Annotated in this window: 22 protein-coding genes and 2 pseudogenes; 7 read left to right on the top strand and 17 right to left on the bottom strand. The window is 75.2% G+C overall.

Annotated features, from left to right (window positions below; translation table 11 throughout):
- Nucleotides 1-2: 2 nt before the first annotated feature.
- The 3 genes from EDD39_RS07045 to EDD39_RS07035 all read right to left on the bottom strand — a co-directional run bounded on the left by EDD39_RS07045 (nucleotide 3) and on the right by EDD39_RS07035 (nucleotide 2,520).
- Nucleotides 3-650 (bottom strand): hypothetical protein, encoded by a 648-nt coding sequence (locus EDD39_RS07045; protein WP_123554072.1) that lies wholly within the window; start codon nucleotides 648-650, stop codon nucleotides 3-5.
- A 44-nt stretch (nucleotides 651-694) separates the two neighbouring features.
- Nucleotides 695-1,591, bottom strand: a complete 897-nt coding sequence (locus EDD39_RS07040) for a GntR family transcriptional regulator (RefSeq protein ID WP_123554070.1) — start codon at nucleotides 1,589-1,591, stop codon at nucleotides 695-697.
- Between the two features lie 131 nt (nucleotides 1,592-1,722).
- Nucleotides 1,723-2,520 carry a carbon-nitrogen family hydrolase gene (locus EDD39_RS07035; protein ID WP_123554068.1) on the bottom strand — a complete coding sequence of 266 codons (798 nt, stop codon included), beginning with the start codon at nucleotides 2,518-2,520 and terminating at the stop codon, nucleotides 1,723-1,725.
- A gap of 159 nt (nucleotides 2,521-2,679) precedes the next feature.
- Here EDD39_RS07035 and EDD39_RS07030 point away from each other — a divergent pair, with 159 nt between their 5' ends.
- Nucleotides 2,680-3,507, top strand: a complete 828-nt coding sequence (locus EDD39_RS07030) for a maleylpyruvate isomerase family mycothiol-dependent enzyme (RefSeq protein ID WP_123554066.1) — start codon at nucleotides 2,680-2,682, stop codon at nucleotides 3,505-3,507.
- A gap of 18 nt (nucleotides 3,508-3,525) precedes the next feature.
- On the opposite strand, the gene EDD39_RS07025 is transcribed toward EDD39_RS07030, so the two are convergent.
- Nucleotides 3,526-4,884 (bottom strand): MFS transporter, encoded by a 1,359-nt coding sequence (locus EDD39_RS07025; protein WP_123554064.1) that lies wholly within the window; start codon nucleotides 4,882-4,884, stop codon nucleotides 3,526-3,528.
- Nucleotides 4,885-4,949: 65 nt separating this feature from the next.
- On the bottom strand, nucleotides 4,950-6,173 hold the full coding sequence (locus EDD39_RS07020) for a M64 family metallopeptidase (RefSeq protein WP_148089403.1): 1,224 nt from the start codon (nucleotides 6,171-6,173) through the stop codon (nucleotides 4,950-4,952).
- Between the two features lie 266 nt (nucleotides 6,174-6,439).
- Between EDD39_RS07020 and EDD39_RS07015 the strand changes: the two genes are divergently transcribed.
- On the top strand, nucleotides 6,440-6,703 hold the full coding sequence (locus tag EDD39_RS07015; protein WP_123554060.1) for a helix-turn-helix domain-containing protein: 264 nt from the start codon (nucleotides 6,440-6,442) through the stop codon (nucleotides 6,701-6,703).
- Nucleotides 6,704-6,782: 79 nt separating this feature from the next.
- Here EDD39_RS07015 and EDD39_RS07010 read toward each other — a convergent pair whose 3' ends face one another.
- The 3 genes from EDD39_RS07010 to pdhA are packed head-to-tail and all read right to left on the bottom strand — an operon-like array spanning nucleotide 6,783 to nucleotide 10,361.
- A complete protein-coding gene (locus EDD39_RS07010) occupies nucleotides 6,783-8,222 on the bottom strand; it encodes a dihydrolipoamide acetyltransferase family protein (protein ID WP_123554058.1) in 1,440 nt (479 codons plus the stop codon).
- Between the two features lie 13 nt (nucleotides 8,223-8,235).
- Nucleotides 8,236-9,210, bottom strand: a complete 975-nt coding sequence (locus EDD39_RS07005; protein WP_425269653.1) for an alpha-ketoacid dehydrogenase subunit beta — start codon at nucleotides 9,208-9,210, stop codon at nucleotides 8,236-8,238.
- A complete protein-coding gene (gene pdhA, locus EDD39_RS07000; RefSeq protein WP_244256628.1) occupies nucleotides 9,210-10,361 on the bottom strand; it encodes a pyruvate dehydrogenase (acetyl-transferring) E1 component subunit alpha in 1,152 nt (383 codons plus the stop codon). The genes EDD39_RS07005 and pdhA overlap by 1 nt, the downstream gene beginning before the upstream one ends.
- Before the next feature lie 311 nt (nucleotides 10,362-10,672).
- On the opposite strand from pdhA, the gene EDD39_RS06995 reads away from it, so the two are divergent.
- The gene (locus EDD39_RS06995; protein WP_030457586.1) at nucleotides 10,673-11,332 is read left to right on the top strand and encodes a response regulator; all 660 of its coding nucleotides are present in this window, start codon (nucleotides 10,673-10,675) and stop codon (nucleotides 11,330-11,332) included.
- Nucleotides 11,333-11,390: 58 nt separating this feature from the next.
- Complete coding sequence (locus tag EDD39_RS06990) at nucleotides 11,391-12,476, top strand: phosphotransferase enzyme family protein (protein ID WP_123554054.1); 1,086 nt, start codon at nucleotides 11,391-11,393, stop codon at nucleotides 12,474-12,476.
- A gap of 14 nt (nucleotides 12,477-12,490) precedes the next feature.
- On the opposite strand, the gene EDD39_RS06985 is transcribed toward EDD39_RS06990, so the two are convergent.
- The 5 genes from EDD39_RS06985 to EDD39_RS06965 form a co-directional block, all read right to left on the bottom strand.
- Nucleotides 12,491-14,197: a protein kinase domain-containing protein gene (locus EDD39_RS06985; RefSeq protein WP_123554052.1), complete on the bottom strand. Its 1,707-nt coding sequence runs from the start codon at nucleotides 14,195-14,197 to the stop codon at nucleotides 12,491-12,493.
- Between the two features lie 179 nt (nucleotides 14,198-14,376).
- Complete coding sequence (locus tag EDD39_RS06980) at nucleotides 14,377-15,690, bottom strand: protein kinase domain-containing protein (protein ID WP_123554050.1); 1,314 nt, start codon at nucleotides 15,688-15,690, stop codon at nucleotides 14,377-14,379.
- A gap of 103 nt (nucleotides 15,691-15,793) precedes the next feature.
- Nucleotides 15,794-16,414, bottom strand: a complete 621-nt coding sequence (locus EDD39_RS06975) for a bacterial proteasome activator family protein (RefSeq protein WP_380370763.1) — start codon at nucleotides 16,412-16,414, stop codon at nucleotides 15,794-15,796.
- Nucleotides 16,415-16,534: 120 nt separating this feature from the next.
- The gene (locus EDD39_RS39380; RefSeq protein ID WP_162869959.1) at nucleotides 16,535-17,512 is read right to left on the bottom strand and encodes a hypothetical protein; all 978 of its coding nucleotides are present in this window, start codon (nucleotides 17,510-17,512) and stop codon (nucleotides 16,535-16,537) included.
- Nucleotides 17,513-17,615: 103 nt separating this feature from the next.
- Nucleotides 17,616-18,608: an NAD(P)H-quinone oxidoreductase gene (locus tag EDD39_RS06965; RefSeq protein ID WP_123554048.1), complete on the bottom strand. Its 993-nt coding sequence runs from the start codon at nucleotides 18,606-18,608 to the stop codon at nucleotides 17,616-17,618.
- Between the two features lie 226 nt (nucleotides 18,609-18,834).
- Between EDD39_RS06965 and EDD39_RS06960 the strand changes: the two genes are divergently transcribed.
- Entirely contained in the window at nucleotides 18,835-19,893 is a 1,059-nt protein-coding gene (locus tag EDD39_RS06960) for a potassium channel family protein (protein ID WP_425269740.1), read from the top strand.
- A 72-nt stretch (nucleotides 19,894-19,965) separates the two neighbouring features.
- Here EDD39_RS06960 and EDD39_RS06955 read toward each other — a convergent pair whose 3' ends face one another.
- From EDD39_RS06955 to EDD39_RS06940, 3 genes and pseudogenes are all read right to left on the bottom strand, one after another.
- Nucleotides 19,966-21,198 (bottom strand): molybdopterin molybdotransferase MoeA, encoded by a 1,233-nt coding sequence (locus EDD39_RS06955; RefSeq protein WP_244256627.1) that lies wholly within the window; start codon nucleotides 21,196-21,198, stop codon nucleotides 19,966-19,968.
- Nucleotides 21,195-22,197 (bottom strand): annotated as a pseudogene (locus EDD39_RS42655) (NTP transferase domain-containing protein). The gene EDD39_RS06955 and the pseudogene EDD39_RS42655 overlap by 4 nt, the downstream one beginning before the upstream one ends.
- A gap of 10 nt (nucleotides 22,198-22,207) precedes the next feature.
- Complete coding sequence (locus EDD39_RS06940; protein ID WP_123554041.1) at nucleotides 22,208-23,161, bottom strand: MBL fold metallo-hydrolase; 954 nt, start codon at nucleotides 23,159-23,161, stop codon at nucleotides 22,208-22,210.
- 197 nt (nucleotides 23,162-23,358) lie between these two features.
- Between EDD39_RS06940 and manA the strand changes: the two are divergent.
- Nucleotides 23,359-24,560, top strand: a pseudogene (gene manA / locus EDD39_RS06935) (mannose-6-phosphate isomerase, class I).
- A gap of 23 nt (nucleotides 24,561-24,583) precedes the next feature.
- Here the strand turns inward: manA and EDD39_RS06930 are convergent.
- Nucleotides 24,584-25,135, bottom strand: coding sequence for an HD domain-containing protein (locus EDD39_RS06930; protein ID WP_123554039.1), 552 nt, complete (start codon nucleotides 25,133-25,135; stop codon nucleotides 24,584-24,586).
- A gap of 104 nt (nucleotides 25,136-25,239) precedes the next feature.
- Between EDD39_RS06930 and EDD39_RS06925 the strand changes: the two genes are divergently transcribed.
- Nucleotides 25,240-26,451: a GNAT family N-acetyltransferase gene (locus EDD39_RS06925; protein ID WP_123560186.1), complete on the top strand. Its 1,212-nt coding sequence runs from the start codon at nucleotides 25,240-25,242 to the stop codon at nucleotides 26,449-26,451.

The following is a 26,451-nucleotide window of genomic DNA, read 5'->3' as shown; positions in this document are numbered from 1 at the left end:
CGCTACGCGAAGACGACCATCGAGCCCTGGGTGACGCTGCGGGTGGCCGCCGTGTAGAGGCCGGACCAGGCGTGGCGTTCGCGGGCGTAGGGGTGGAAGTCGTCGATCGGCGGCCCGAAGGGCTGCTCGAGCCGGGTGGGGCCGAGCGGGCGGGTGGGCAGCGGCGGGTCGAGCGGGTCGATGCCCAACAGCGGTGCCACCGCCTGGAGTTCGCGCAGCAGCCCGTAGGATGAGCCCAACGGGCCGCCCGCGGCGAGGAGTTCGTCGGCGACCAGCGGGAGCTGGAAGTCCACCGGCAGGTACGCGCCCGCGTGGTCGAAGTGCCAGACCAGGTGCGACTGTTCGGCGGTGGTCTCGAACATCTCGAGCAGCTGCTCGTAGTCGCTGCCGAGCGCGTCCACCGGGGTCACCTCGAACCCGGTGAGCCCCAACAGGTAGGCGCGGCGCAGGAAGTGGAGCGAGTCGTAGTCGAACGCGGCTATCGACTCGACCTCCCCGGAGAAGCCCGGCACGTACGGGTGCACCGGAACCGGCGGCAGCCCGTGCTGGGCGAGCACCGCGTTGTAGCGGTCGAGGTCCTCGCGGAACGGGTTCTCGGGGCTGTGGGAGAGCACGTCCACGAGCGGGACGAGCCAGAGGTCGCAGGCCATGGGCCGGCTCATCCTCTCGGGTGGCGGGGCAACGGGCCCCAACCCTACCGGCCCGCGGCGGGCTCCCCGCTGCCCGGGCGGAACGGCCGGGCGAAGCGTCCGGGCGGCACGAAGCGGGGCATCGGCACCCGGCCGAGGCCGACCGCGGCGGAGGCCGGCCGGGGGGCGGCGGCGGGCGGCCGCTCGGCCGGCGCGGGCGGCGGCGGGATCAGCGGTTCGCGCAGCAGCCGGAGCACCGCGACGCCCTCGAGCGGCTGGCCGAGCCGCCGGGCCAGCAGCTCGACGGTGGCCAGGTTGTAGTCGTTGACGATCCGGTGCGCCCCGGCCCGGTCCCGGGCCTCGATCCGGTCGACCAGCTCGCCGTGCCGGTCCCAGCAGACCCCGGCCAGGTCGCCGCCGGCCCGCAGGTGCGGGGCGGCGAACATCCAGGACTGGATCCGCAGCCAGCCCAGGTAGTCGGCGATCCGGCCGTTGCACAGCACCCCGGCGGCCTCCTGCCAGAACCGCAGGTCGCAGCCGACCAGGACGTCGAGCTGCCCGGCCCGGGCGGCCCGGGCGGCGGCGTCGGCCCGGCGGCGCAGCGAGGACAGCCGGGACCAGTCGTAGCCGTGCGGCCGGCCCGACAGGTGGCGCAGCGCGTTGTCGGTGAGCAGGGTGCGGGCCTCGAAGATCTCCAGGAAGTCGTGCCAGCTGAACTCGGGGACGGTGAAGCCCCGGTGCGGTTCGCTGACCAGCAGGCCCTGGGCGGCGAGGTCGACCAGGGCCTCCCGGGCGGGGGTGGCGGAGACGCCGTAGATGTCGGCGATCTCCTTGACGGTGAAGTTCCGTCCGGCCGGGAGCCGACCGGCCATCATCTCGTCGCGCAGGGCGTCGGCGATCTGCTCGCGGAGGCTGTGGCGCCGGATCAGGGCGCGCCCGCCCCCGGTTCCCGCAGCGGTCATGGCCGCCCCCTCTCCGTGCCGCGCGCGCCCTCCTGCGGCCGGGACCCGGCGCGCAAAACGCGCACAGAGTACCCCGGAATGGTCAATCCGGACCAAGGGCACGGAAAATCCGCGCCCCCGTTCCGGCGGGGTCAGCGTTGCACGGGTGCGGGGATGCCGAGCAGCCGGTCCCGGTGGACCGGGAAGTCGGCCCGGCACGCGGCGACCTCGGCCGGGTCGAACTCGACGGTGAGCACCTGCTCGTCCGCCCCGGCCTCGGCCAGCACCCGGCCCCAGGGGTCGACCACGATGCTGCGGCCGGCCTGCTCGACCCCGCCGTGGGTGCCGGCGGTGTTGCAGGCGAGCACGAAGGCCTGCTCCTCGACGGCGCGGGCCCGGGCCAGCAGGTTCCAGTGCTCGGCCCGCCGGGCGGGCCAGGCGGCGGGGACCACCAGCAGTTCGGCGCCGGCGTCCAGCAGGGCCCGGAACAGCTCGGGGAAGCGCAGGTCGTAGCAGGTGGCCAGGCCCAGCACGGCGGGGCCGGCGTCCGCGGTGACGATCTCCTGGCCGGCGCCCATCACCACCGCCTCGCCGCTGTCGAAGCCGAAGCGGTGGATCTTGCGGTAGGTGCGGACCAGTTCGCCGTCGGGGGCGAACAGCAGCGAGGTGTTGTAGATCGGCCCGTCCGGGTCCCGTTCGACGATCGACCCGGCGTGCAGCCAGCAGCCGACCGCCTTCGCGGCGGCGGACATCGCCTCCGCGGTGGGGCCGTCCAGCGGTTCGGCGCCGGTCGGCCAGGCGTCGTAGGCGAAGCCCCCGACCGGCCACAGTTCGGGCAGCACCACCAGGTCGGCGCCGTCCTGGGCGCGGACCATCGCCGCCGCCCTGGCCCTCCGCTCGGCTGCCGGCTCGGCGTCCGACACGGCGAGTTGGATCAATGAAGCGCGCACAGTACCACCGTCCACGACAAGAGTCCTACGATCGTCACCCGAAAGCGCTGCCCTGCTCTCACCCGGCAGCGTAACGTGCCGTATGCGCGTCCGTGCGGAGGTCTCGGCAGCCCGGGCGACGTGGGACGACGCAAGCCGACGGAGGGGCCGGAGATACCCGTGACGGACAAGCAGACCGTGCAGGCGTACACCGATGCGTGGACGCAGTCGATCGAGTCCATATCCGAGCTGCTCGCCCCGCTGCCGACCGACGCCTGGAACCGGGCCACCGAGTGCCCGGGCTGGTCCGTGCGGGACGTGGTCTCGCACATCATCGGCGTCGAGTCCGAGCTGCTCGGCGACCCGCGCCCGATCCACGCGCTGCCGCGCGACCTGCGGCACGTCACCGACGACTTCTCCCGGTACATGGAACTGCCGGTCGACAAGCGCCGCTGCTGGACGCCGGTGGAGGTGACCAGCGAGCTGGAGTACACGGTGATCCGCCGCTCCCGGGCGCTGCGCAACGCCCGCCACGAGCCGACCGACCTGGTGCGCTGGCCGGCCGGCCCGCTGGCCCGGGACGTCCCGTACGCGACGCTGCTGCGGCTGCGGGCCTTCGACGTGTGGGTGCACGAGCAGGACCTGCGCCGCGCGCTGCAGACGCCGGGCAACCTGGACTCCCCGGCCGCCGTGGTGACCAGGGACCTGCTGATCGCTTCGCTGCCCAAGCAGGTCGCCAAGCAGGCCGGTGCGCCGATCGGCGCCACGGTGGCCTTCGACGTCGCGGGCGCGCTGCCGTTCCACCGCACCGTGCGGATCGGCCCGGACGGCCAGGGCACGGTGGACGACTCGGTGGTGCTGGCCCCCGAGGTGCGGCTGTCGATGGACTGGCAGACCTTCGTGCGGCTGTGCTGCGGCCGGGTCCGCCCGGAGACCGCGATCGTGAACGTGATCGGCGACCAGGAGCTCGGCAACCGGGTGCTCGCCCACCTGACGAGCACTCCCTGACGAGCACCCCCTGAGCCGCTACCGGTCCAGCTTGCGGCGCAGCCGCAGGATCATCGTCGTCCCGAGCAGCAGCGGCAGCAGCTGGAAGCAGAACGCCAGCTGGTAGGCGTGCGCGCCGTAGCTGTCGCTGCCCGGCTCGGCGAGCGCGTCCAGCAGGACGCCGATCCCGAGCAGGGTGATCATCGAGCCGATGAAGCCGCCCATGTTGGCGATGCCGGAGGCGGTGCCCATCCGCTCGGCCGGGTTGTACGCGCGGGCGTAGTCCAGGCCGATCAGCGAGGCCGGGCCGTTGCTGCCCATGACCAGCATCAGCACCACCAGCAGCCACAGCGGCGGGTGCCCGTGCGGCCAGGCCAGGGTCGCGGTCCAGCAGAGCGCGGTGACGGCGAGCACGGTGAACGCGATCGGCAGCCGGGAGGCGGCCGAGCGGGACACCAGCCGGCCGAACAGCAGGCCGAAGGCCATCCCGCTGAGCACCAGCAGGCTGAGCATGCCGCCCGCCCCGGCCCGGGACATGCCCTGCCCCTCGACCAGGTAGGGCAGCCCCCACAGCAGGCCGAACGCGGACGCCGGGAACGCCGTGGTGAAGTGCACCCACATGCCGAGCCGGGTGCCGGGCTCGGACCAGGCGGCCCGGATCTGCTGCCCGACCGGCAGCCGCAGGCTCTCCTGCCGCACCGGCACCGGCCCCGGCAGTCCGGGCGGGGCCTCCTTGAGCAGGGCCAGCACGGCGACGAAGACCGGCACGCCGGTCAGCGCGATCGCGCCGAAGGTGGTGCTCCACCCGGCGGTGTGCAGCGCCTGCGCGAGCACCATGGTGGTGACCAGGTTGCCGCCGGTGCCGACCAGGCCGGTGAGCTGGGCGACGAACGGGTTGCGGGCGGCCGGGAACCAGCGGGCGGCGACCCGCAGCACGCTGATGAAGGTCATCGCGTCGCCGCAGCCGAGCACCGCGCGGGAGGCCAGCGCGGGCGCGAACGCGGTGGAGAAGGCGAACGCCAGCTGCCCGGCGCTCATCAGCGCCACGCCCAGCAGCAGCACCCGGCGCGGGCCGATTCGGTCGACCAGCAGCCCGACCGGGACCTGCATCCCGGCGTACACCAGGACCTGCAGGATGGAGAAGGTGGACAGTGCGGAGGCGCCGATGCCGAACCGGGCGGCGGCGTCCAGCCCGGCCACGCCGAGGCTGGTGCGGTGCACCACGGCGAGGACGTAGACGGTGACGCCGACCGTCCAGGCGAACCAGGCGGCGCGGCCGCCCGGCGGGTGGAGGACGGCGGGCGGGGTGGCGGACGGGGCGGCGCCGGGGGCGTCGGCGGGCCGGCGGGGAGCGGGTGCGGACAGGGACGGTGCGGTGCGGGCGGGGTCCACGCTCATAGTGGCACCAGGCTAGTCATCCCATGACCTGACCTTTGTCCCGGGGTGCCCCCGGGCGTCCGGTTTCAGCCGGTGAGCGTCCAGCTCTCGGTCCGGGTCATGTACTGGTTGCGGAAGCCCTCGTCGCGGACCCAGTCGGTGGTGTCCCGCACCGTCGCGGTGACGGTGTGCCGGCCGCCCGGCTCCAGCCCCAGCGCCCCGGTGTCCAGCCAGGTGCCGTCCGCGCTGCCGGCGTCCACCGGCCGGCCGTCCAGCGTCCAGCCGATCTGCAGCTGCCGGGGGCCGGTCAGCGCCAGCGGCCGCACGTGCAGCCTGGGCCGCCCGGACACCGGGCCGGGGGCCGGCTCGGGCGGGTCGGCCGGCTTCACCCGGCGGTACAGCTGCTCGACGATCGCCTCCCGGGAGGGCAGGTTGTAGCTGCCGCCGAGGGTGCGCATCACCGAGTCCGCGGTCGGCCGGTACAGGCCGTTGGCACTGCGGTAGGCGCCGATCACGCCGCCGCCGTCCGGCGACTGGGTGCCCAGCCAGTGCCACCACTTGGTCTTCTCGCGGAGCATGTCCTCGGCGTCCACCGTGGACAGGTTCGGGTAGTCCGGGTCGTTCGGCGCCGAGTCGTACTCGTCGCCGAGGGTGCCGATGGTGTGGCCGATCTCGTGCTGGATGATCCGCCCGGCGTCCGGGCTGCCGCCGGACAGCGTGGTCACCCCGGTGCCGCCGGCCCCGCCGTACTCGGTGGAGTTGGCCAGCGCGATCAGGTACTGCGGGCCGTCGCCCTGCCCGGCCCAGCGGGCGGTGGCCTCCTCGTCCGCGCACAGCAGGCGGGCGGTGCCCTCGCACCAGAAGCGCATCCCGAGCGGGGTGGCGGGGGACTTCCCGGCGCTCTCGGTCTCCGCGATGCCGGGCACCGGGGAGGCCACGTCCACCCGCCGTATGTTGAAGAACCCCTGGTAGGTGCGGAACGGCTCGATCTCCAGCAGCGCCCGCCAGGCCCGGTCCGCCTGCTCGTGGAACAGCTGCTGCTGGGCCGCGGTGTAGCCGTCGCCGAGCAGCACCAGGGTGATCCGGTTGGACGCGTCGCCGGTCAGCCGCAGGTCCACCGAGGGCGCGCCGGGGGCCCGCAGGTCGGGGCGGGCCGCGGGCGGCGCGGGCCGGTCCGGGCCGGGCGGCGGGCCTATCGCCGTCGAGGGCGCGGGCGAGGCCAGCTCCACCGCGGCGGGCAGCACGGCGGCGGCCACCAGCAGCAGGGCGGCGGCAGAACGCATCACGGGGCCGGGGGCACCAGTCGGCATACGCGGGGGTCCTCGCTGCGACGGTCACCCGGCCTGGCTGCGCGGGTGGATTGATCGCACACACGTACCCATCCGGGCCGGGGGCCCGGCGGGGCCGGCGCGAAACTCCCTCGGGCGGCCCAATGCACGACCCGCCCGGACGCGTTCCGCCCGGACGCCACCGGGGCCCCCAAGTGCCGACCAGCACGCCGGAGTTGGAAATCCGACCGGCCGCCCGCCGCGCGGGATACGCTGCCGAACGGGGCAACGACAGGGGGGAACACCGCATGGAGACCCGGCAGCGCACCGACCCGCGCGAGACGTTCGGACGCGCACTGCGCGGCCACCGGCAGGAGGCCCGGCTCACCCAGCAGGAACTCGCCGCCAAGGCCGGGCTCGGCGTCCGCACCCTGTCCGACCTGGAACGCGGCGCGGCCGGCCCGCGCCCCGCCACCGCCGCCCTGCTCTGCGCCGCCCTCGGCCTCGGCGCCCCGGACGCGGAGGGCTTCCACGCGCTGGCGCTGGCCAGCTGGCACGCCGCCCGCCGCTGACCGGCCCCAGGAAGGGCCCCGGAAACGGCCACGGGCCCCGCTCCGGCACGCGGAGCGGGGCCCGTGGGGCGGGGCGGGATCAGCCCCAGGTGATCAGGCGCTTCGGGTGCTCCAGGACCGCGGCGGTGTCCGCCAGCACCTTGGAGCCGAGCTCGCCGTCGACCAGCCGGTGGTCGAAGGAGAGCGCCAGCGTGGTGACCTGCCGGGGCACCACCTTGCCCTTGTGCACCCAGGGCAGCTCCCGGACCGCGCCGAAGGCCAGGATGGCGGCCTCGCCGGGGTTGAGGATCGGGGTGCCGGTGTCGACGCCGAACACGCCGACGTTGGTGATCGTGATGCTGCCGCCGGACATGTCCGCCGGGGAGGTCTTGCCCTGGCGCGCGGTCTCCACCAGGTCGCCCAGCGCGACGGCCAGTTGGGGCAGCGTGCGGGAGCCCGCGTCCTTGATGTTCGGGACGATCAGGCCGCGCGGGGTGGCCGCGGCGATGCCGAGGTTGACCGCGCCGCGGACGACGATCTCCTGGGCCGCCTCGTCCCAGCTGGCGTTGACCTCCGGGTGCCGCTTGACGGCGGTCAGCAGCGCCTTGGCGACCAGCAGCAGCGGGCTGACCCGCACCCCGGCGCCGAGCTCGCCGCTCTCCTTGAGCTTGCGCACCAGCTTCATCGTCCGGGTCACGTCGACCTGGACGAACTCGGTGACGTGCGGCGCGGTGAACGCCGAGGCCACCATCGCCTGCGCGGTGGCCTTCCGGACGCCCTTGACCGGCACCCGGACGTCCCCGGCCGCGGTCGGCACCGGCAGCGCCACCGCGACCGGCTCGGCCGCGGGGGCCGCGGGGGCCGCCACCGGCTCGACGACCGCCTCGGCGGCGGTGTTCGCCGCGGCGTGCACGTCCTCGCGGGTGATCACGCCGTTCGGGCCGGTCGGCACCACGGTGCGCAGGTCGATCCCGAGGTCCTTGGCGAGCTTGCGCACCGGCGGCTTGGCCAGCGGGCGCTCCCCCTCGGCGACGGCCGGGACCGGCGCCGCGACCGGAGCGGGTGCCGCGACCGGAGCGGGCGCGGCGACCGGAGCGGGCGCCGGAGCCGCGACGGGCGCGGGCGCGGCGACAGCGGCGCCCGCCCCGTTGGTGCGGCGGGCCCGGCGCTGCGCCGAGCCGGTGCGCGGGCCGTAGCCGACCAGCACCTCGCGGCGCTCCGGCTCCGGCTCGGCGGCCGGGGCCGGGGCGGCGGCGGGTGCGGCGGCCGGTGCGGGCGCGGCGCCCGCGACGGCCACCGCGATGATCGAGGTGCCGACGTCGACGGTGGCACCCGCCGGGAAGTGCAGCGCCTCGACCACGCCGGTGAACGGGATCGGCAGCTCGACGGCGGCCTTGGCGGTCTCCACCTCGCAGACCACCTGCCCGTCGGTGACGGTGTCGCCCGGCTTCACGTACCAGGTGAGGATCTCGGCCTCGGTGAGGCCCTCGCCCACGTCGGGCATCTTGAACTCGCGGAGCGAGTGAACGTCAGTGGTCATCTCCGCCCCCTGTTCAGAACGCGAGCGCGCGGTCGACGGCGTCGAGCACGCGGTCCAGGTCGGGGAGGTAGGTCTCCTCGACGCGCGACGGCGGGTACGGGGCGTGGTAGCCGCCGACCCGCAGGATCGGCGCCTCCAGGTGGTAGAAGCAGCGCTCGGTGAGCCGGGCGGCGAGTTCGGCGCCCAGGCCCAGGAAGACCGGGGCCTCGTGCACGACGATGCCGCGGCCGGTCCGCTTGACGGACTCCTCCACGGTGGCGAAGTCGACCGGCGACAGCGAGCGCAGGTCGACCACCTCCAGCCGGCGGCCGTCCTCCTCGGCGGCCTGCGCGGCCTCCTGGCAGACCTTGACCATCGGCCCGTACGCGATCAGCGTGGCGTCGGTGCCGGGCCGCACGATCCGCGCCGAGTGCAGGGGCAGCATCGGGTCCTCGCCGACCTCGCCCTTGTCCCAGTAGCGGCGCTTGGGCTCCAGGAAGACCACCGGGTCGTCCGACTCGATGGCCTGGCGCAGCATCCAGTGCGCGTCGTGCGCGTTGGACGGGCTGACCACCCGCAGGCCGGCGGTGTGCGCGAAGTACGCCTCGTGCGACTCGCTGTGGTGCTCGACCGCGCCGATGCCGCCGCCGAACGGGATGCGCACGGTGATCGGCATCTTGACGTGGCCGAGCGCGCGGGCGTGCATCTTGGCGAGCTGGGAGACGATCTGGTCGAAGGCCGGGTACACGAAGCCGTCGAACTGGATCTCCACCACCGGGCGGTAGCCGCGCAGCGCGAGGCCGATCGCGGTGCCGACGATGCCGGACTCGGCGAGCGGGGTGTCGATCACCCGGTCGTCGCCGAAGTCCTTCTGCAGGCCGTCGGTGATCCGGAAGACGCCGCCGAGCTTCCCGATGTCCTCGCCCATCAGGACGGTCTTCGGGTCGCTCTCCAGCGACTTGCGCAGCGCCTCGTTGAGCGCCTTGGCGATGCTGAGCTGGCCGGCCATCAGTGGTGCTCCCCACCCTCGAAGGAGGCGGCGTACGCCTCGTACTCGGCGCGTTCCTCGTCGACCAGCGGGTGCGGCTCGCTGTAGGCGTGGTCGAAGATCAGGGTCGGGTCCGGGTCCGGCATCGAGCGGACGCCCTCGCGGACCCGCAGGCCCAGCTGCTCGCTCTCGGCCTCGATCCCGGTGAAGAACGCCTCGTCGGCGAGGCCCTCCTTCTCCAGGTGCGCCTTCAGCCGCAGGATCGGGTCCTTGGCCTTCCAGGACTCGGTCTCCTCGGACTGCCGGTAGCGGGTCGGGTCGTCGGAGGTGGTGTGCGCGCCCATCCGGTAGGTGAACGCCTCGACCAGGACCGGGCCCTGGCCGGTGCGGGCGTGGTCGAGCGCCCAGCGGGTGACCGCGAGCACGGCGAGCACGTCGTTGCCGTCGACCCGGACGCCGGGGAAGCCGAAGCCGGAGGCGCGGCGGTACAGCGGGATGCGGGTCTGCACCGTGGTGGGCTCGGAGATCGCCCACTGGTTGTTCTGGCAGAAGAACACCACCGGCGAGTTGTAGACCGAGGCGAAGGTGAAGGCCTCGTTGACGTCGCCCTGGCTGGAGGCGCCGTCGCCGAAGTAGGCGATCACCGCGTCGTCCGCGCCGTCCTTGGTGATGCCCATCGCGTAACCGGTGGCGTGCAGGGTCTGCGCGCCGATCACGATGGTGTAGAGGTGGAAGTTCTTCTCGTTCGGGTCCCAGCCGCCGTTGTTCACGCCGCGGAACATGCCGAGCAGGTTCAGCGGGTCGACGTCGCGGCACCAGGCCACGCCGTGCTCGCGGTAGGTGGGGAAGGCGTAGTCGCCGGTGCGCATCGCGCGGCCGGAGCCGACCTGGGCCGCCTCCTGGCCCAGCAGCGAGGCCCACAGGCCCAGTTCGCCCTGACGCTGGAGCGAGGTCGCCTCCGCGTCGAAGCGCCGCACCAGGACCAGGTCCCGGTAGAGCGAGCGCAGTTCCTCGGGCGTCACGGTGAGCGGGAATTCCGGGTGCTCGACCCGGTCGCCCTCCGGGGTGAGCAGCTGGACGAGCTCCGGTTCGGCGGTGGAGCCGGCCCGGGCCGGGTCAGGGACGCCGGGGGCGGCCTTCTTGCGCGCCCTCGACGTGCTTTTGACGGTCACGTTCACTCCTCGGTCTGTCCGGCCACCCGGGGTCGCCGGCGACCGGTCCGGTCGCCCCTCCGACCCGCGCGCGTGGGTGTGCGCACCGGTGCGGACAGGCGGTGTTCCCTTTCCGACGGCGTCCTCACGAGAACGTTACCCAGCGACGCCCTTTGGCGCGCTTGCGCTAGGACGTCCTAGTTGTTCTCCGGTAGGGAAACCGACGGTGTGACGCGGCTTACCCGTTCCGGTCAGGACACCAGCGCACGGTATCCGGGCACGGCCCGCTGCGAAAGGGGGTAACGGGCATCGATTTGTGCGACGCTTTGCAAATGACTGATAACGGACATATCAGGGTGTTTCTCCTCGATGATCACGAAGTGGTCCGACGCGGCGTGCACGACCTGCTCTCCATGGAGGGCGACATCGAGGTGGTCGGCGAGGCGGGAACGGCGGCCGAGGCGCTCAACCGCATTCCGGCGGTCCACCCGGACGTGGCGGTGCTCGACGTCCGGCTCCCCGACGGCAACGGCGTCGAGGTGTGCCGGGAGATCCGCTCCCAGGACCCCTCGGTGAAATGCCTGATGCTCACTTCCTTCTCCGACGACGAGGCGCTGTTCGACTCGATCATGGCGGGGGCCTCCGGATATGTCCTGAAAGCGATCCGCGGAACCGATCTGCTCTCCGCGGTGCGCGATGTCGCGGCCGGCAAATCCCTGCTCGACCCGGTGGCCACCAGCCGCGTGCTGGCCCGGCTCCGCGACGGGGGCGAGAAGGAGGACGAGCGGATCGCGCAGTTGACGAAGCAGGAGCGCCGGATCCTCGACCTGATCGGCGAGGGAATGACCAACCGGCAGATCGGCAACGAGCTGCACCTGGCCGAGAAGACGGTGAAGAACTACGTCAGCAGCCTGCTCGCCAAGATGGGCATGGAGCGCCGCACCCAGGCCGCCGCCTACGTCGCCCGCCGGCAGGCCGACCAGCAGCACTGAGAGCAGATTCGCACACGCTGTGTCAAGTCACCATCACGCCGAGTAATAGGCTCTGTGCGTGACGGACGGTCAGACCCTCTCCCTCGCGCCGGCCCGCCCGGACGCCACCGCTCCCCCCGTCGGAACCCTCAGCCCCCCGGTCGCGCACGCCGCCGTGGCCGGGGTCCTGCGCGCCTACCGCACCCCGCCGCCCACGGCGGTCGTGCCGGTCGCGGAGGGCCTGCTCAACCGGGGCTACCGGGTCACCACGGCGGCGGGCGCGTACTTCCTCAAGTGCTACGTCGACCGGGCCACCGCCAACCGGCCCGCGATCACCGCCCAGCACCGCGCCACCACCGCGCTGGCCGCCCGCGGCCTGCCGGTGGCCGCCCCGCTCGCCAACACCGACGGACGGACCGTCACCGCGCACGGCGGCCGGCTGTTCGCGCTCTACCCGTGGGTGGCCGGAAACCACCGGCACGGCACCGGGCTGCCCCCCGCCCGGTGCGGCGAACTCGGCACCCTGCTGGGGGCGTTGCACGGCGCGCTGGCCGACGTGTGCGCCCCGCTGCGGCAGCCCGCCGGGGTGCTCAGCGCCGAGGCCGAGGAGACCGAGCGGATCGTCGCCGAACTCCGCGACCTGGCCCGCACCCACCGCCCCTACGGCGCCTTCGACCGGCAGGCCGAACAGCACCTGACCCAGCGCCTGGACCTGCTCGCCGCCCACCGCCACCGCCGCCCCGGTCCCGCCGACGCCCCGCCCACCGGCTGGACCCACGGCGACTTCCACGGCCTGAACGTGCTCTACCGGGGCGACACCGTCAGCGCCGTCCTGGACTGGGACAAGCTCGCCCCGCACCCGGTCGCCGAGGAGGCCGTGCGGGCCGCCACCCTGCTCTTCAACGACCGCACCACCGGTGTCCTCGACCTGCCCCGGGTCCGCCACTGGGCCCGCGCCTACCGGGCCACCGGCGCCGCGGACGCCGAACAGGTCGCCCGCGCCGTCCACCGGGTCTGGTGGGAACGGCTGAACGACCTGTGGATGCTGCAGTGGCGCTACCAGCGCCGCGACCACCGCGCCGACCCGCTCTTCCCGGCCGCGGCCGGGCAACTGGCCTGGTGGTGCGAGGAGTACGAGCAGGTCATCGACGCGTTCGCCAACTGACCCGCCCGCACCGGCTACGGATGGACCGGCAGTTCCCCGATCCCCACCGAGGTGCCGGACGGGTTCGCGCTGGGGGACGTGGGCGCGGACGGGGTCGTCGATCCGCTGGGCTTGGTCCCGGTCGGGCTCGCCGACGTGCTCGCCGTCGCCGAGTGCGACGGGCTGGCCGAGGCGGACGCGGACGGGCTGGCCGAGGGCGAGGCGGTCGGCGACGGCGTGCTGCTCGGCGTCTCCTGCTGGTGGGTGCCGCCGCCCGAACTGCGGGTCGGCGCCGCGCTGCTGGGCCGCTCGACCGGCTCGTCGGTGGCGTGGGCGCTGGGGCTCTGCACCGGGGCGGTGGTCTGCTGCTGCTGCTTCTGCGGGTCCTCGGTGTGGTCCTTGTTGGCGGTGATCGCCAGCGCGACCCCGACGGTGGCGGCCAGCACCAGCGCGACCGCGCCCAGCACCCAGCCCCACGGGTTGCGCCGCCGCGGCGGCTCCGGCTCCTCGCCGTCGCCCCCACCGCCGCCGGCCCCGACCGCCGCCGGGTAGGGCTGCGCGGGCGTCCGGTACGCCGAGGTGGCCTGGTAGGGCAGCGCCTCGGTGGCGGCCGTCCCGGCGACCGGGTTCATCGGCTCGGTGAGCGAGGCGGACCCGGCGGGCGGGGTGCCCTCCCAGGCCCCGGCCGCGGCGGCGGCCGCCAGCCCGGCGGCGCCCGCCGGGTAGCCCGCGCCGGCCGCGCCGTGCATCTGCCGCAGCGCGTGCTGCACGTGGGCGCGGAACTCGTCGGCGCTCTGGAACCGGTCGTCCGGGTTCTTCTCCAGCGCCCGCAGCACCAGCGCGTCCAGCGGCACCGGCACCCGGTCGTTGGCCCGGGACGGCGGCACCGGCGCGTCCTGGACGTGCTGGTAGACCACCGAGAGCGGGGTCTCGCCGACGAACGGCGGCCGCAGGGTGAGGAGTTCGTACAGCATGCAGCCGGCCGCGTACAGGTCGGAGCGGTGGTCGACGGGCTTGCCGAGGGCCTGCTCGGGCGACAGGTACTGCGGGGTGCCCATCACCATGCCGGTCTGCGTCATGGTGGTGGCGCCGCCGGACAGCGCCCGGGCGATGCCGAAGTCCATCACCTTGACCGCGCCGTTCGTGGTGATGATGACGTTGGCGGGCTTGATGTCCCGGTGCACGATGCCGTGCCGGTGGCTGTAGGCCAGCGCCTCCAGCACCCCGGCGGTGATGATCAGCGCCTGGTCGACCGGCGGCGCCTCCTCGTCCACCAGCAGCTCGCGCACGGTGCGGCCCTCGACCAGCTCCATCACGATGTACGGGGTGGACTCCCCGCCGTGCTGCTCCTCGCCGGTGTCGTAGACCGCGACGATCGAGTGGTGGTTGAGCGCGGCGACGGCGTGCGCCTCGCGGGTGAAGCGGAGCCGGGCGGTGTCGTCCTCGGCGAGTTCCGAGCGCAGCAGCTTGACGGCGACGGTGCGGCCCAGCCGGATGTCCTGGGCGGCGAACACCTCGGCCATCCCGCCGCGGCCCAGCCGCCGGGTCAGCCGGTAGCGGCCGTCGCCGATCGTGGGGAACGGAACGGCGCTGCCGCGTCCGGGAGTTCGGGCCCCGGCCGGGAAGACCTCGGTGGGTCCGGTGGGCTCTTCCGGGTGGCCCGCGTCCTCGTCCCGGGCGTCCGCGCCGGGCACCTCCGGCTGCTGGTCCCCACCGTCGTCCGGTCGTTCGCTCTGACCCATCGCTCCTCGCCCCGGGCACCCGCTCGGCGCGCGCTCGCCCTGTCGGTTCTTCTTCAGCACGCTACCGTCTCGGGCCCTCCGACGTGGAACGAGACGGCGCACGCGGGGGTCGGTTCGGGTCGCGCGAGCCCGCCGGCACCCCGGTTCGAGTACCGTGTCGAGCGACTGCGCCCTGTGCCTCAGGAGTTGCCGGCGCTGGCCACCACGACCATCAGGATGATGAACGCCAGCATCAGCACGCCGGCGATGACGCAGATCACGATCGCCGCGGTCGAGCAGCCGTTGCGCTCGTTGGCCCGCGGGGCCGGGTAGGGCACCGCCATCGGCGGCGGGGTGGTCTGCGGGAAGACCGGCGCCTGCGGGAACGGCGGCGGGGTCTGCCCGAGCTGCGGGAACGGCTGCGGCGTCGGCGCGGCCGGCGGGAACGGCTGCGGGGTCGCGTACGGCGGCGGGGTCTGCGGGCCGGGCACCGGCTGGTACGGCTGCTGCACCGACGGCGGGCCCGCCTGCGGGCCGGGCACCGGCGGGAAGTTGGTCAGCGACGGCGCGGCGTGCACCGAGCGCGGCCCCTCGCCGATCACCAGCGGGGTGGACGCCTGCAGCGGGGTGTTGCCGCCGCCCTGCCCCCCGGCCAGGACCCGCTCCACCTCCTCGCGCATCGCCTCCGCGGTCGGGAACCGCTGCGCCGGGTCCTTGCGCAGCGCCCGCTCCACCAGCGCGTCGATCCCCGGGGTGACCGCCCGGTTCAGCGTGGACGGCGCCGGCGGGGTCTCCTGCACGTGCTTGTACGCGATCGAGAAGGCCGAGTCGCCGTCGAACGGCAGCTGCCCGCTGAGCAGTTCGAACAGCATGCAGCCGACCGAGTACAGGTCGGACCGGGCGTCCACGCTCTTGCCGAGCGCCTGCTCCGGCGACAGGTACTGCGGGGTGCCGACCACCATGCCGGTCTGCGTCATCGAGGTGACGCCGGACTGCAGGGCCCGCGCGATGCCGAAGTCCATCACCTTGACGACGCCCTTGGTGGACACCATCACGTTGGCCGGCTTGATGTCGCGGTGCACCAACCCCTGGTCGTGCGAGGCCTCCAGCGCCGCCAGCACCGCCGCGGTGATCTTCAGCGCCTGCTCGTTGGGCATCGCCCCGAGCGTGGTCACCTGCTCGTCCAGGACGTCCTTGAGCGAACGGCCCTCGACGAACTCCATCACGATGTACGGCGTGGTCGTCCCGTCCGGTGCGACGTCCTCACCGGAGTCGAACACCGAGACGATGTTGGTGTGCTGGAGCCGGGCCACCGCCTGCGCCTCGCGCCGGAACCGCTCCTTGAACGAGGCCTCCCGCCCCAGTTCGGTGTGCAGCGTCTTCACCGCGACCTGCCGGTCGAGCACCGTGTCGTGGGCGAGGTGGACCGAGGCCATGCCGCCCTGCCCGAGCATCCGCTGCAGCACGTACCGGCCGTGCCCGAGCGCGTACCCCTCGGTGGTGCCCTCAGTCATGGTCCCAGCTCCCCCTCGGCGCGCGGTACTTCCGGACACCGGTCAGGGTAGCGGTTCGGGGCCGCGCCGAAGCGCGGCCCCCGCAAGGCCACCGTGGGTAGGGCTACAGGTACGGACCGGAACGGATGCCGCGGCCCGGGCCGCCCTCCTCCGGCTCGCCCTCCGCCCCGTTCAGGCCCGGCGGGAGCGCCCGCCGCATCTGCTCCAGCTGGGCCCGCGCCGCCATCTGCTGGGCGAACAGCGCGGTCTGGATGCCGTGGAACAGGCCCTCCAGCCAGCCCACCAACTGCGCCTGGGCGATCCGCAGTTCGGCCTCGGTCGGGATCGTGTCGTCGGCGAACGGCAGCGACAGCCGCTCCAACTCCTCGACCAGCTCCGGGGCCAGGCCCAGCTCCAGCTCCTTGATCGAGCTGGCGTGGATGTCCTTCAACCGGGCCCGGCTCGCCTCGTCGAGGGGCGCCGCCCGCACCTCCTCCAGCAGCTGCTTGATCATGCTGCCGATCCGCATCACCTTGGCCGGCTGCTCGACCATCTCGGTCACCGGCAGCTCGCGCGGCTCGTCGTCCCCGTCGCCCCGCCCGAGCCCGCCGGCCGGCGCGGTGCCCACCGCCATCCCGTCCGGTCCGACGATCAGCACCTTCGGGCTGTCCTCTGATCTCCCGCCCGCCGCCTGTGACGCCTGGAAGGGATCCTGGTTCGACCGCTCGTTCATCGGGTTGGTCATAGCTCCTTCATATGCTTCGTCCGCCACGGAGGTCAACGAAGCCGGTCCGCCGATCGTCCCGCCCCGACCGGCCCCGCTCCGTTTCGGTGCCGTCCCCGCCCGTGTTCCGCTCCTACCCCGTCACCGCCGGCGCAGACGCAGCCCGACCAGGCCCAGGCCCAGGCCGATCAGCCCCAGCCCGGCCCCCAGCGGGAGCAGCCGCACGGACGGGTCGCTCCAGTGCAGCGAGGGCACCACCGGAACCACTGGCCCGGCCGCCAGCACGCCGTCGGCCTCCGCCGCCGCGGTCGCCTCCGGGTCCGCCGCCACCGCGTCCCCGTCCGCCACCGTGCCCGGGTCCGCACCGGGCAGCGCCGCGTCCGGCACCGGCAGCCCGTTCACCGCGCCGTCCCCTCCTCCGGGCCCCGCCCCGCCGCCCGTCCCGTCGTCCGAGGGCGCCGGCGACGGCGGGAGCAGCGGCACCACCGCCTGCTGGTGCCGCCCGTGCCCGACCGCGACGGGGGCGGGCACCGAGGACGGCACGGGCTCCACCGGCGCCTCGGGGGACGCCGAGGGCGAGGGCTCCGCGGACGGCGAGGCCGAACCGGACGGGGACGGGGACGCCGAAGAAGAAGGAGAAGGAGAAGCAGAAGGAGAAGGGGACGCGGACGGGAGCGGGGACGGCTCGGTCGACTCGACCGGGTCCGCCGGCTCCGCCGGGGCGGCCGGGACCGCCGGGGCGCTCGACGCGGCCGGGGCGGTGCGGGTGGCGGTGGCGGGCGGGGGCGTGCTGGCGGCCGGCGCCGACGGCACGGGCGGCGCGGACAGCGTGGGCGGCCCGGATATCGCGCCGCCCGGTGCCGGGACCACGGGTACCGCCGTGGCCCCGGCCACCTGCTGCCGCGCGGCGTCCAACTGCGCCCGGGCCTGCTGCCGGGCCGCGTCCAGCTGTGCCTGCGCCTGCTGCCGGGCCCCGGCCGCCGGGTCGGCGGCCAGGGCCGGGGCGGCCAGCAGCAGCGGGATCGCCACCCCGGTCAGCGCCGCCCAGCGGCGCAGCGCGGGCGGGCAGGCGGTGGCACGGGCCGGGACGGCGGGCACGGGGCGGCGGCGAGCGAGCATGGAAAGCAGGTCCTCCCGACGGCCGCTCGCAGTGGGACGCGGGCGGAGGCGGAACAGCTTGTGACCAGACTCACATACTCGGGCACTCCGGGCATTTCGACCCTCAGCGGGCGGCTCCGGGCACCTCCAGGAGCACCTTGCCGACCTGGGCGCCGGACTCGATCACCCGGTGCGCCTCGGCGGCCTCGGTGACCGGCAGGACCCGGTCGACCACCGGGCGGACGGCGCCCGCCTCGATCAGCGGCCAGACGTGCTCCCGGACGGCGGCGACGATGGCGGCCTTCTCCCCGAGCGGGCGTCCGCGCAGGTTGGTGGCGACCAGCGCGGCCCGCTTGGCCAGCATGGCGGAGAGGTCGACCTCGGCCTTGGTCCCGCCCTGCAGTCCGATCACCACCAGGCGGCCGTTGACCGCCAGGGCGTCCACGTTCCGCTGCAGGTACTTGGCGCCCATGATGTCCAGGATCACGTCGGCCCCGGCGCCGCCGGTGGCCTCCCGGACCACCTCGACGAAGTCCTGCTCGCGGTAGTCGACCAGGATGTCCGCGCCCAGCTCGGCGCAGCGGGCCAGCTTCTGCGCGCTGCCGGCCGTCACCGCGACCCGGGCGCCGACCGCCTTGCCCAGTTGGATCGCCATCGTCCCGATGCCGCTGGCCCCGCCGTGCACCAGCAGGGTCTCGCCGGGCCGGAGGTGGGCGACCAGGAACACGTTCGACCACACCGTGGCGGCCACCTCCGGCAGGCCCGCCGCCGTCACCAGGTCGACGCCCTCGGGAACCGGCAGCAGCTGCCCGAACGGGACCGCGACCTTCTCCGCGTACCCGCCGCCGGCCAGCAGCGCGCAGACCTCGTCGCCGACCGCCCAGCCGGACACCCCGGGGCCGAGGGCGGCGATCCGCCCCGAGCACTCCAGCCCCGGGTAGGGGGAGACCCCGGGCTTCGGGCTGTAGTGGCCCTGGCGCTGCAGGAGGTCGGCCCGGTTGACGGCGGTGGCCGCCACCTCGACCAGGACTTCGCCCTCACCGGGCACGGGATCCGGCACGTCGGCCCAGCGCAGCGCTTCCGGCCCGCCGAACTCAGGAAGAGTCATTGCATGCATGCCCCCGACGCTACTGCGGCCGACCGCGCGGACGGCCGGTTTCCGCGCGGTCGGCGGGGCCCGTTCGCCGCGGTGTCAACGGACACTCCGTCAGGGCGCGCGGGGGCGGCCCGACAGGGTGGCGACACTCCGGCCCCGGCGTCACCCCGGGGCGGGCCGACCCCCCATCCTTGTCCCTGTGCCGACATCCATCCCGCCCCAGGACACGGGTGCCCGACCGTCCCGTCTGACGCTCAGTCGCTTCCGGGACGCGGGCACCGACACCACCGACCCCACCCGCCGGATCGCCCTGCCGTCCCGGCCGACCCGGCCGCCGACCCTCCAGGTGGCCCGCCGGCTGCTGCTCGCGCTGGGCGTGCTGGTGGCCACCACGCTGATCGTGTACGCGGACCGCGCGGGCTACCACGACAGCGCGGACCCCTCGGTCAGCCTCCTCGACTCGGCGTACTACGCCACCGTCACCCTCTCCACCACCGGGTACGGCGACATCACCCCGGTGAGCGACAGCGCGCGACTGGTGAACATCTTCGTGATCACCCCGCTGCGCGTGCTCTTCCTCATCATCCTGGTCGGCACGACTCTCGAAGTGCTCACCGAACGCACCCGCCTGCAGTGGCGGATCGAACGCTGGAGGCACACCGTGCGGGACCACACCGTCGTCATCGGCTACGGCACCAAGGGCCGCAGCGCCGTGGACACCCTGCTCGGGCAGGGCGTCCCGAAGGAGTCCATCGTGGTGGTCGACCCGCAGGCCAAGGCCGTCGACCAGGCCACCCACGACGGGCTGGTCGGCGTGCTCGGCGACGCCACCCGGGCCGCCACCCTGATCCGGGCCGAACTGCCGCGCGCCGCCCAGGTGGTGGTCGCCCCCGAGCGCGACGACACCGCCGCCCTGATCACCCTGACGGCCCGTCAGCTGAACAAGGGCGCCACCGTGGTCGCCGCCGTCCGCGAGGACGAGAACGCCCCGCTGCTGCGGCAGAGCGGCGCGGACGTGGTGGTCACCTCCTCCAGCTCCGCGGGCCGGCTGCTGGGCATGTCGATGCTCAGCCCGAACGCGGGCGCGGTGATGGAGGACCTACTGACCTACGGCAACGGCCTGGACGTCACCGAGCGCCCGGTCACCAAGGCCGAGGCCGGGCTCAGCCCGCGCGAGCTGGACGACCTGGTGGTGGCGGTGGTCCGCGGCCGCCGGGTGCTCAACTACACCGAGCCGGAGGCCGCCGTGCTGCAGCTCACCGACCGCCTGATCGTCATCAAGCCGGGCACCCCGGTCACCCACTGACCGGGAAGGACGGCGGAGGCGGAACCGGGGCCACCGGTTCCGCCTCCCGCCGTTCCACGTGGAACATCCCGCTCAGGACAGCGGCAGCGCCAGCACCTCCGCGTACTCCCCCGCCGCCAGGCCACCGGGCGGGACGACCGCCAGCGCCTCGGCCCGGGCCAGGCCGCGCAGCATCGCCGGGCCGTCGTGCGGCAGCGGGGCCAGCCCGGCGGCGCTCCGGCGCACCGGGTGCAGCCGGGTGTCGACCGGGTGGCCGGGCAGCGCGGCGGCCAGCGGCTCGGCCGGACCGGCGGCCGGTGCGGTCCGGCCGGACAGCGCGTGCAGCAGCGGCAGCGCCAGCGTGACGGTACCGGCCACCGCGGCCAGCGGATTGCCGGGCAGGCCCACCAGGTGGCGGCCGCCGGGCAGCGCCGCCAGCAGCATCGGGTGCCCGGGCCGCACCGCCACCCCGTCCACCAGCGGGTGCCCGCCGGTGGCCTCCAGCGCGGCGTGCAGGAAGTCCACCGGCCCGGCGGCGGTGCCGCCGGTGGTGAGCACCAGGTCCGCGGGCGAGCGCCGGATCGCGTCCCGCAGCAGCCCGAAGTCGTCCCGGACGTAGCGGCTGCCCAGCAGTTCGGCCCCCGCCCCGGCCAGCCAGGGCGGCAGCAGCGGGCCCAGCGCGTCCCGCACCCGCCCCGGGCCGGGCAGGCCCGCCACCAGCAACTCGTCGCCCAGCACCAGCAGTTCCACGGTCGGGCGGCGGTGCACCGCCAACCGGTCGTGCCCGGCCGCGGCGGCCAGCCCGAGCACGGCCGGCGTCACCGGCAGCCCCGCGGGCAGCAGCTCCTCGCCCCTGCCGCACTCCTGCCCGCGCGGCCGGACGTCCTGCCCGGGCACCACCTCGCCGCGCAACTGGGCCGCGCCGTCCGGCAGTTCGGTGAGCACCCCGTGCTCGCGCCGGAGCACCCCGGTGGCGCCGGGCGGCAGTTGGGCACCGGTGGCGATCTCCACCGCCGCGCCGTCCGCCAGCGGCAGGCACGCCTGTCCCGCCAGCACCCGGCCGGACAGCCGCCACGGTCCCGGACCGGCCACCGCCCAGCCGTCCATCGCCGAGGTGTCGAAGGCCGGCAGGTCGGTGAGCGCCGCCAGCGGCTCGGCCAGCGTCCGCCCCGCCGCCGCCGCCAGCTCCACCCGCTCCACCGGCAGCGGCCGCGGCACCGCCGTCCGCGCCGCCCGCCGGGCCGCCGGCCACGGGCAGCCGCGCAGGGTGGCCCCCGCGGAGGTCACCCGGACCTCGTCGGCCGGACCGACCGGCGCCCGGTTCATCGCCCGTCCGCTGCGTCGGGTCCGGCATCGGCCGCCGCGGCGGCCCAGCGCTCGGCCAGCGCCGTCACCCTGGCGTTCGCCTCGGCCACCGCCGCCGCCCCGCCGCCGTTCGCGGCCGCCGCGTAGCCGACCAGGAACGCGGTGAGCGGAGCGGCGGGGCGCTCGACGCCGTGCGCGACCACCCGGGTCATGTCCAGCAGCCCGCGAACGTCCACCGCCAGGTCCAGGCCCAGTTCGGCACCGGCCGCGGTCATCCACTCGTCCAATGTGCGCTCCATGACGCCCATGCTGCCCGATCCGCCCGCCCGCAAGCCGCTTCCCCCGTGAGCGCCACGCGTCGTTTCCCTCACCGCCCGCCCGCGGCCCCGGTGAACGGCCCGCCGCGCCCCGTCAGCCGCGCCCCGCCCGGTCGCGCCCCGCCCGGTCGCGGGCCGCGGCGAGTTCGTCCCAGGTGTCGCAGTCGAAGGCGGCGCCCGCCGGGTCGGGCAGCCGGGTCAGCCGCAGCGGGGCGAGCAGGCCGCGCAGCGGGCGGCCGGCCGGGTCGCCGAGCGCGGTGCGGGCCGCCCGCAGGGGCGCGGTGCGGTAGGCGGCGGCCAGCGGCTGGTCGCGGCCGTCGGCGTCGACCAGCAGGGCCCCGTCGCAGCGGTCGCCCCCGTCCCCGTCGAGCGCGGCCAGCAGCCGCCGCACCGTCGCGGTGTCCAGGAACGGCAGGTCGGCGGCGAGCAGCAGGACCCGGGGCGCGGTCACCGCGGGCAGGGCGGCGGCCACCGCCGCCAGCGGGCCGCCGCCCGGCGGGTCCTCGCGCAGCCAGCGGACCCCGGCCCGTTCGGTGGGCCGCTCGGGGCCGACCACCAGAGTCTGCCGGGCGTCCGCGCAGGCCGCCAGCACCCGGTCCAGCAGGGTGCGCCCGCCGACCGTCAGGGCGGGCTTGTCGGCCCCGCCGAGCCGCCGGCCCGCCCCGCCGGCCACCACCACCGCGTCGTACCCGTCGTCCGTCACCCCGGCAGTATCACTGCTCGCCGTCGACGATCTCCGCGTCGACCACCTCGTCGTCGTCGGCCCCGTCGCCCCGCACGCCCCGGGTGTCCCGGTCCGCCGCCCGGCGGCGGGCGACGTTCGCGGCCGCGCCGTGCTCCAGGATGGCCGGCAGGGTCAGGCCGCCGTAGCGCTCGTTCATCGCGGCGGCCAGCGCCTCCGCGTCGTCGGGGTGGTCGTGCAGCGCCTCGTCGAAGTCGCGCAGGTAGCCGGCGGTGAAGGCGAGCACCCGGTGCGCGGCGTCGTCCGTGCCGGGGGCGCGGTGCCCGGCGATCACCCGGTCGACGCCGAGGTCGGCGATCCGGCCCAGGTTGTGCGACCACTGGCCGCGGGCGTCCGGGTCGGTGTCGGCGGTCCAGACGTGGGTGCCGTTGTAGACGAAGTCGCCCGCGACCACGGTGCGGATGCTCGGCAGGTGGGCGACGGTGGAGCCCGCGCTGTCGCCCTGGCCGAGCTGCAGGATCCGGATCAGCTGGCCGTCGATCATCAGCGGCTGCGGCATCAGCAGCCCGGGCAGCAGCGGCTGGTCCGGGATGTCGTCGCCGTACACCGGCTTCCACTGCGCGACCTTCGCCGCCGCGGTCTGCCCGATGCCCTCCACCACCGAGGGCGCGGCCAGCAGTTGCGCGGCCGGGAACAGCCGCAGCACCTCCTCCGCGCCGAAGTAGTGGTCGGGGTGCTGGTGGCTGACCACGATCGCCAGCAGCTCGCGGCCCTTGCCGGCGATCCACTCGGCGAGCTCGCGCCCGGCGCTGCGGGTCAACTGGGCGTCGACCAGGATCGCCGTGCGCTCGCCCATGATCAGGCTGGAGGTGGCGAAGAACGCGCTCTCCGGCCCGGTGAAGACCTCGACCTCCAACGGGCGGAAGGCCGGCGCGGCGCCCGCCCGGTGGCCGTGGGCGCTCTCCTCGGGCAGTGACGCGGTCACGGCTGCTCCCCTGATCGGTGCGGCGGCGGGCACGGGCCGGCCCGTCCCGTCCAGCCTGGCCGGAAGGCCCCCGGGCCGCCGGGTGGGAGCGCCCAGGAGGGTGATCACCGCGACCCCCCGGCCCGCCACGGGCGTCGACTATTGTCGTGGGTCCCCGCACACCGGGCACCTCGCACACACCACCCCGGGAGTACCTGATGGACCGGCTCGACAACACCGTCCGCGACTACGCCTGGGGTTCGGCCACCGCCATCCCCGAGCTGCTCGGACGGCCGGCCACCGGTTCCCCCAGGCCGAGCTGTGGATGGGCGCCCACCCCGGGGCGCCGTCCCGGGCCGACCGCGGCGGCGGCCCGGTCCCGCTGGACCGGCTGATCGCCGCCGACCCGGTCGGCGAGCTGGGCGCCGCGTCCGTCGAACGGTTCGGGCCGACGCTGCCGTTCCTGGCCAAGGTGCTCGCCGCCGCCCTGCCGCTCTCCATCCAGGCCCACCCGACCAGGGCGCAGGCCCGGGCCGGGTACGCCGACGAGGAGGCCCGCGGCATCCCGCTGGACGCCCCGCAGCGCAACTACAAGGACGACAACCACAAGCCCGAACTGATCTGCGCGCTCAGCGAGTTCGAGGGCCTGTGCGGCTTCCGCACCCCCGCCGGAGCGGCCGCCCTGATGGCCTCGCTCGACGTCCCCGGGCTGGAGCCGCTGATCGACCTGCTGCACACCAAGCCCGAACCGGAGGCGCTCGGCGGGGCGCTCGCCGCGGCCCTGGGCCTGACCGACGACGCGGGCCGCGAGACGGTGGCCGCCGTCGCCCGCGCGGTCACCGCCGCCGCCCCGGCCGACCCGACCGGCGAACTCGCCGGGTACGCCTTCGCCGCCGCCGAGCACCCCGGCGACCCCGGGCTGGTCGCCGCGCTGCTGCTCAACCACGTCCGGCTGCAGCCCGGCGAGGCGCTCTACCTCGGCGCCGGGCTCCCGCACGCCTACCTGCGCGGCACCGGCGTCGAGATCATGTCCAACTCCGACAACGTGCTGCGCTGCGGCTTCACCCCCAAGCACGTGGACGTCCCCGAGCTGCTGAAGGTGGTCGACTTCCGGGCCGGCCGCCCGGAGGTGCTGCGCCCCGAGCCCGGCCCGGACGGCGAACGGCACTACCCGGTGCCGATCGACGAGTTCCGGCTCTCCCGCTACGAGCTCGCCGACCGCCCCGCCACCCTGCCCGGCGACGCCCCGCAGATCCTGCTCTGCACCGCCGGAACGGCCCACCTCGCCTCGGGCGGCCAGGAGTTGACGCTGCGGCACGGCGAGTCCGCCTTCCTGCCGGCCGACGGCACCCCGACCCTGCTCACCGGCCCCGGCGCGACCGTCTTCCGCAGCACCGTCACGCTCGGCCAGAGCAGCTAGAGCAGCCAGAGCGGCCAGAGCAGCTAGAGCGGGTGGCGCGCCTGGTACGCCAGGCGCGGGCCGGCGTCCGCGCCGAGGGCGGTGAGCAGTTCGTCCAGGGCCAGGAACCAGGCCCAGCGCTCGCCGCCGCCCGCCCGGGCCAGGGCCCCGACCAACAGGTCCTCCAGCTCCGGGACGCGCTTGTCCTTCCACACCTTGTCGGCCAGCGCGACCAGCAGGTCCTCGGCGGTGGAGGACGGGCCCCAGTCGGCGTGCCCGGCCGCGAACCGGGCCAGCTGCGGGGCCACCCCCGCCGCCAGCAGCAGCTCCCGGCCGGCCGGCTCGTGCGCCGAGCCCGGGCCGGACAGCTCGGAGCGGTGCACCGCCTTGCCGATGTCGTGGGTGGCCGCCCCGAACAGCACCGCCGACCGGTCCACCGCCAGCTTCGGGCAGCGCTCCGCCGTCCAGTCCGCCAGCCGCGCCGCCACGTCGTGCACCAGCCGCAGGTGCGCCACCAGCCGGGGCGGCGCCCCCGCCCCGGTCAGCAGCGCGACCGCCTCGTCCGGCAGCGGGAGCAGTTCCAGGTCCTCGTCCATGGCGGGCGACCCTACCGGACCCGGTTAATCGCTTGACCGTGCACCGGCAAGGCGGCTGCACTGAACCGGACAGGCGACCGCGACCGCGGAAGGCGGCGGCATTGATCGACATCCGGCTTACCACCGAGCAGGACCTCGACCTGTTCGTCGAGACCATGCACGCCGCGTTCGGGATGTTCGTCGACCCGCCCGGCGAGGGCGGCACCGGCGTCTGGTGGTCGGCCTTCGAGCCGGAGCGCGGCCTGCTCGCCCACGACGCGGACGGCCGGCCGGTCGGCACCGCCGGGGCGTACACCCTCGAACTCACCCTGCCCGGCGGGCGGATCGTCCCGGTCTCCGGGGTGACGGCCGTCGGCGTGCTGCCCTCGCATCGGCGGCGGGGCGTGCTCACCGCGCTGATGCGCCGCCAGCTCGCCGGACTGCGCGAGCGCGGCGAGGTGCTGGCGGTGCTGCTCGCCTCCGAGTCGGTGATCTACCGCCGCTTCGGCTACGGGCCCGCCACCTCCACCCAGAACTACGCCGTGCCCCGGCAGCGCGCCGCGCTCGCCCCGCTCCGGGCCGGGGACGCCGACCCGGGGACGGTCGAACTGCTGCACCGCGACAAGGCGGTGGAGCTGCTGGAGCGGGTCTACGACGAGTACCGGCGGCTGCGCCCCGGCTCGGTCTCCCGCCCGCACCGCTGGTGGGAGCGCGGCGCCGGCCAGCCCCCGATCGCCCCCAAGCCCCGCTACGTCGCCCTGCACCGGGACGCCGCCGGCCGGCCCGACGGCTACGCCAGCTACCACGTCGACGACGACCGCACGCTGCGGGTCGACGAGACCATCGCCGTCACCGACGCCGCGTACACCGCGCTCGCCCGCTACCTGCTCGGCCACGACCTGGTCCAGCGGGTGGTGTTCCGGCACGTCCCGCCGGACCACCCGCTGCCCTGGCTGCTCGCCGACCACGGCGCCGGCCAGCCCGAGAAGTACACCGACTGGCTCTGGGCCCGGGTGCTGGACGTCCCCGGCGCGCTCACCTCCCGCGGCTGGAGCGCCGACGGGGAACTCGTCCTGGACGTCGACGACCCGTTCCTCGGCGAGCACCACCGCCACCTGCTGACCGTCCGCGGCGGCGAGGCCGCGTGCGTGCCCACCGACCGCGAACCCGACCTCTCGCTCGACGTCAGCGACCTCGGCACGATCCTGCTCGGCGGCACCGCCCCCAGCACCCTGGCCCGGGCCGGCCACCTCCGCCTCCACCACCCCGACGCCGCCGCCCGCGCAGACGCCCTGTTCCGCGCCGAGCGCGCCCCGCACTGCCTGCACTGGTTCTGA

It is taken from the genome of Kitasatospora cineracea, from assembly GCF_003751605.1.
GTDB lineage: Bacteria > Actinomycetota > Actinomycetes > Streptomycetales > Streptomycetaceae > Kitasatospora > Kitasatospora cineracea.
Note: the sequence above shows the minus strand (reverse complement) of the source record. Positions and strands in the feature narration are given on the sequence as shown.

Bases quoted from the DNA above. Each gene is read 5' to 3' on its own strand.
- EDD39_RS06930 (WP_123554039.1), bottom strand. From the start codon at position 25,135: ATGGACGAGGACCTGGAACTGCTCCCGCTGCCGGACGAGGCGGTCGCG.
- EDD39_RS07045 (WP_123554072.1), bottom strand. From the start codon at position 650: ATGGCCTGCGACCTCTGGCTCGTCCCGCTCGTGGACGTGCTCTCCCAC.
- EDD39_RS07020 (WP_148089403.1), bottom strand. From the start codon at position 6,173: ATGCCGACTGGTGCCCCCGGCCCCGTGATGCGTTCTGCCGCCGCCCTG.
- EDD39_RS06995 (WP_030457586.1), top strand. From the start codon at position 10,673: ATGACTGATAACGGACATATCAGGGTGTTTCTCCTCGATGATCACGAA.
- EDD39_RS06975 (WP_380370763.1), bottom strand. From the start codon at position 16,414: ATGACCAACCCGATGAACGAGCGGTCGAACCAGGATCCCTTCCAGGCG.
- EDD39_RS06985 (WP_123554052.1), bottom strand. From the start codon at position 14,197: ATGGGTCAGAGCGAACGACCGGACGACGGTGGGGACCAGCAGCCGGAG.
- EDD39_RS06955 (WP_244256627.1), bottom strand. From the start codon at position 21,198: ATGAACCGGGCGCCGGTCGGTCCGGCCGACGAGGTCCGGGTGACCTCC.
- EDD39_RS07015 (WP_123554060.1), top strand. From the start codon at position 6,440: ATGGAGACCCGGCAGCGCACCGACCCGCGCGAGACGTTCGGACGCGCA.
- EDD39_RS07005 (WP_425269653.1), bottom strand. From the start codon at position 9,210: ATGGCCGGCCAGCTCAGCATCGCCAAGGCGCTCAACGAGGCGCTGCGC.
- EDD39_RS07040 (WP_123554070.1), bottom strand. From the start codon at position 1,591: ATGACCGCTGCGGGAACCGGGGGCGGGCGCGCCCTGATCCGGCGCCAC.
- EDD39_RS39380 (WP_162869959.1), bottom strand. From the start codon at position 17,512: ATGCTCGCTCGCCGCCGCCCCGTGCCCGCCGTCCCGGCCCGTGCCACC.
- EDD39_RS07010 (WP_123554058.1), bottom strand. From the start codon at position 8,222: ATGACCACTGACGTTCACTCGCTCCGCGAGTTCAAGATGCCCGACGTG.
- EDD39_RS07025 (WP_123554064.1), bottom strand. From the start codon at position 4,884: ATGAGCGTGGACCCCGCCCGCACCGCACCGTCCCTGTCCGCACCCGCT.
- EDD39_RS06965 (WP_123554048.1), bottom strand. From the start codon at position 18,608: ATGCATGCAATGACTCTTCCTGAGTTCGGCGGGCCGGAAGCGCTGCGC.
- EDD39_RS06980 (WP_123554050.1), bottom strand. From the start codon at position 15,690: ATGACTGAGGGCACCACCGAGGGGTACGCGCTCGGGCACGGCCGGTAC.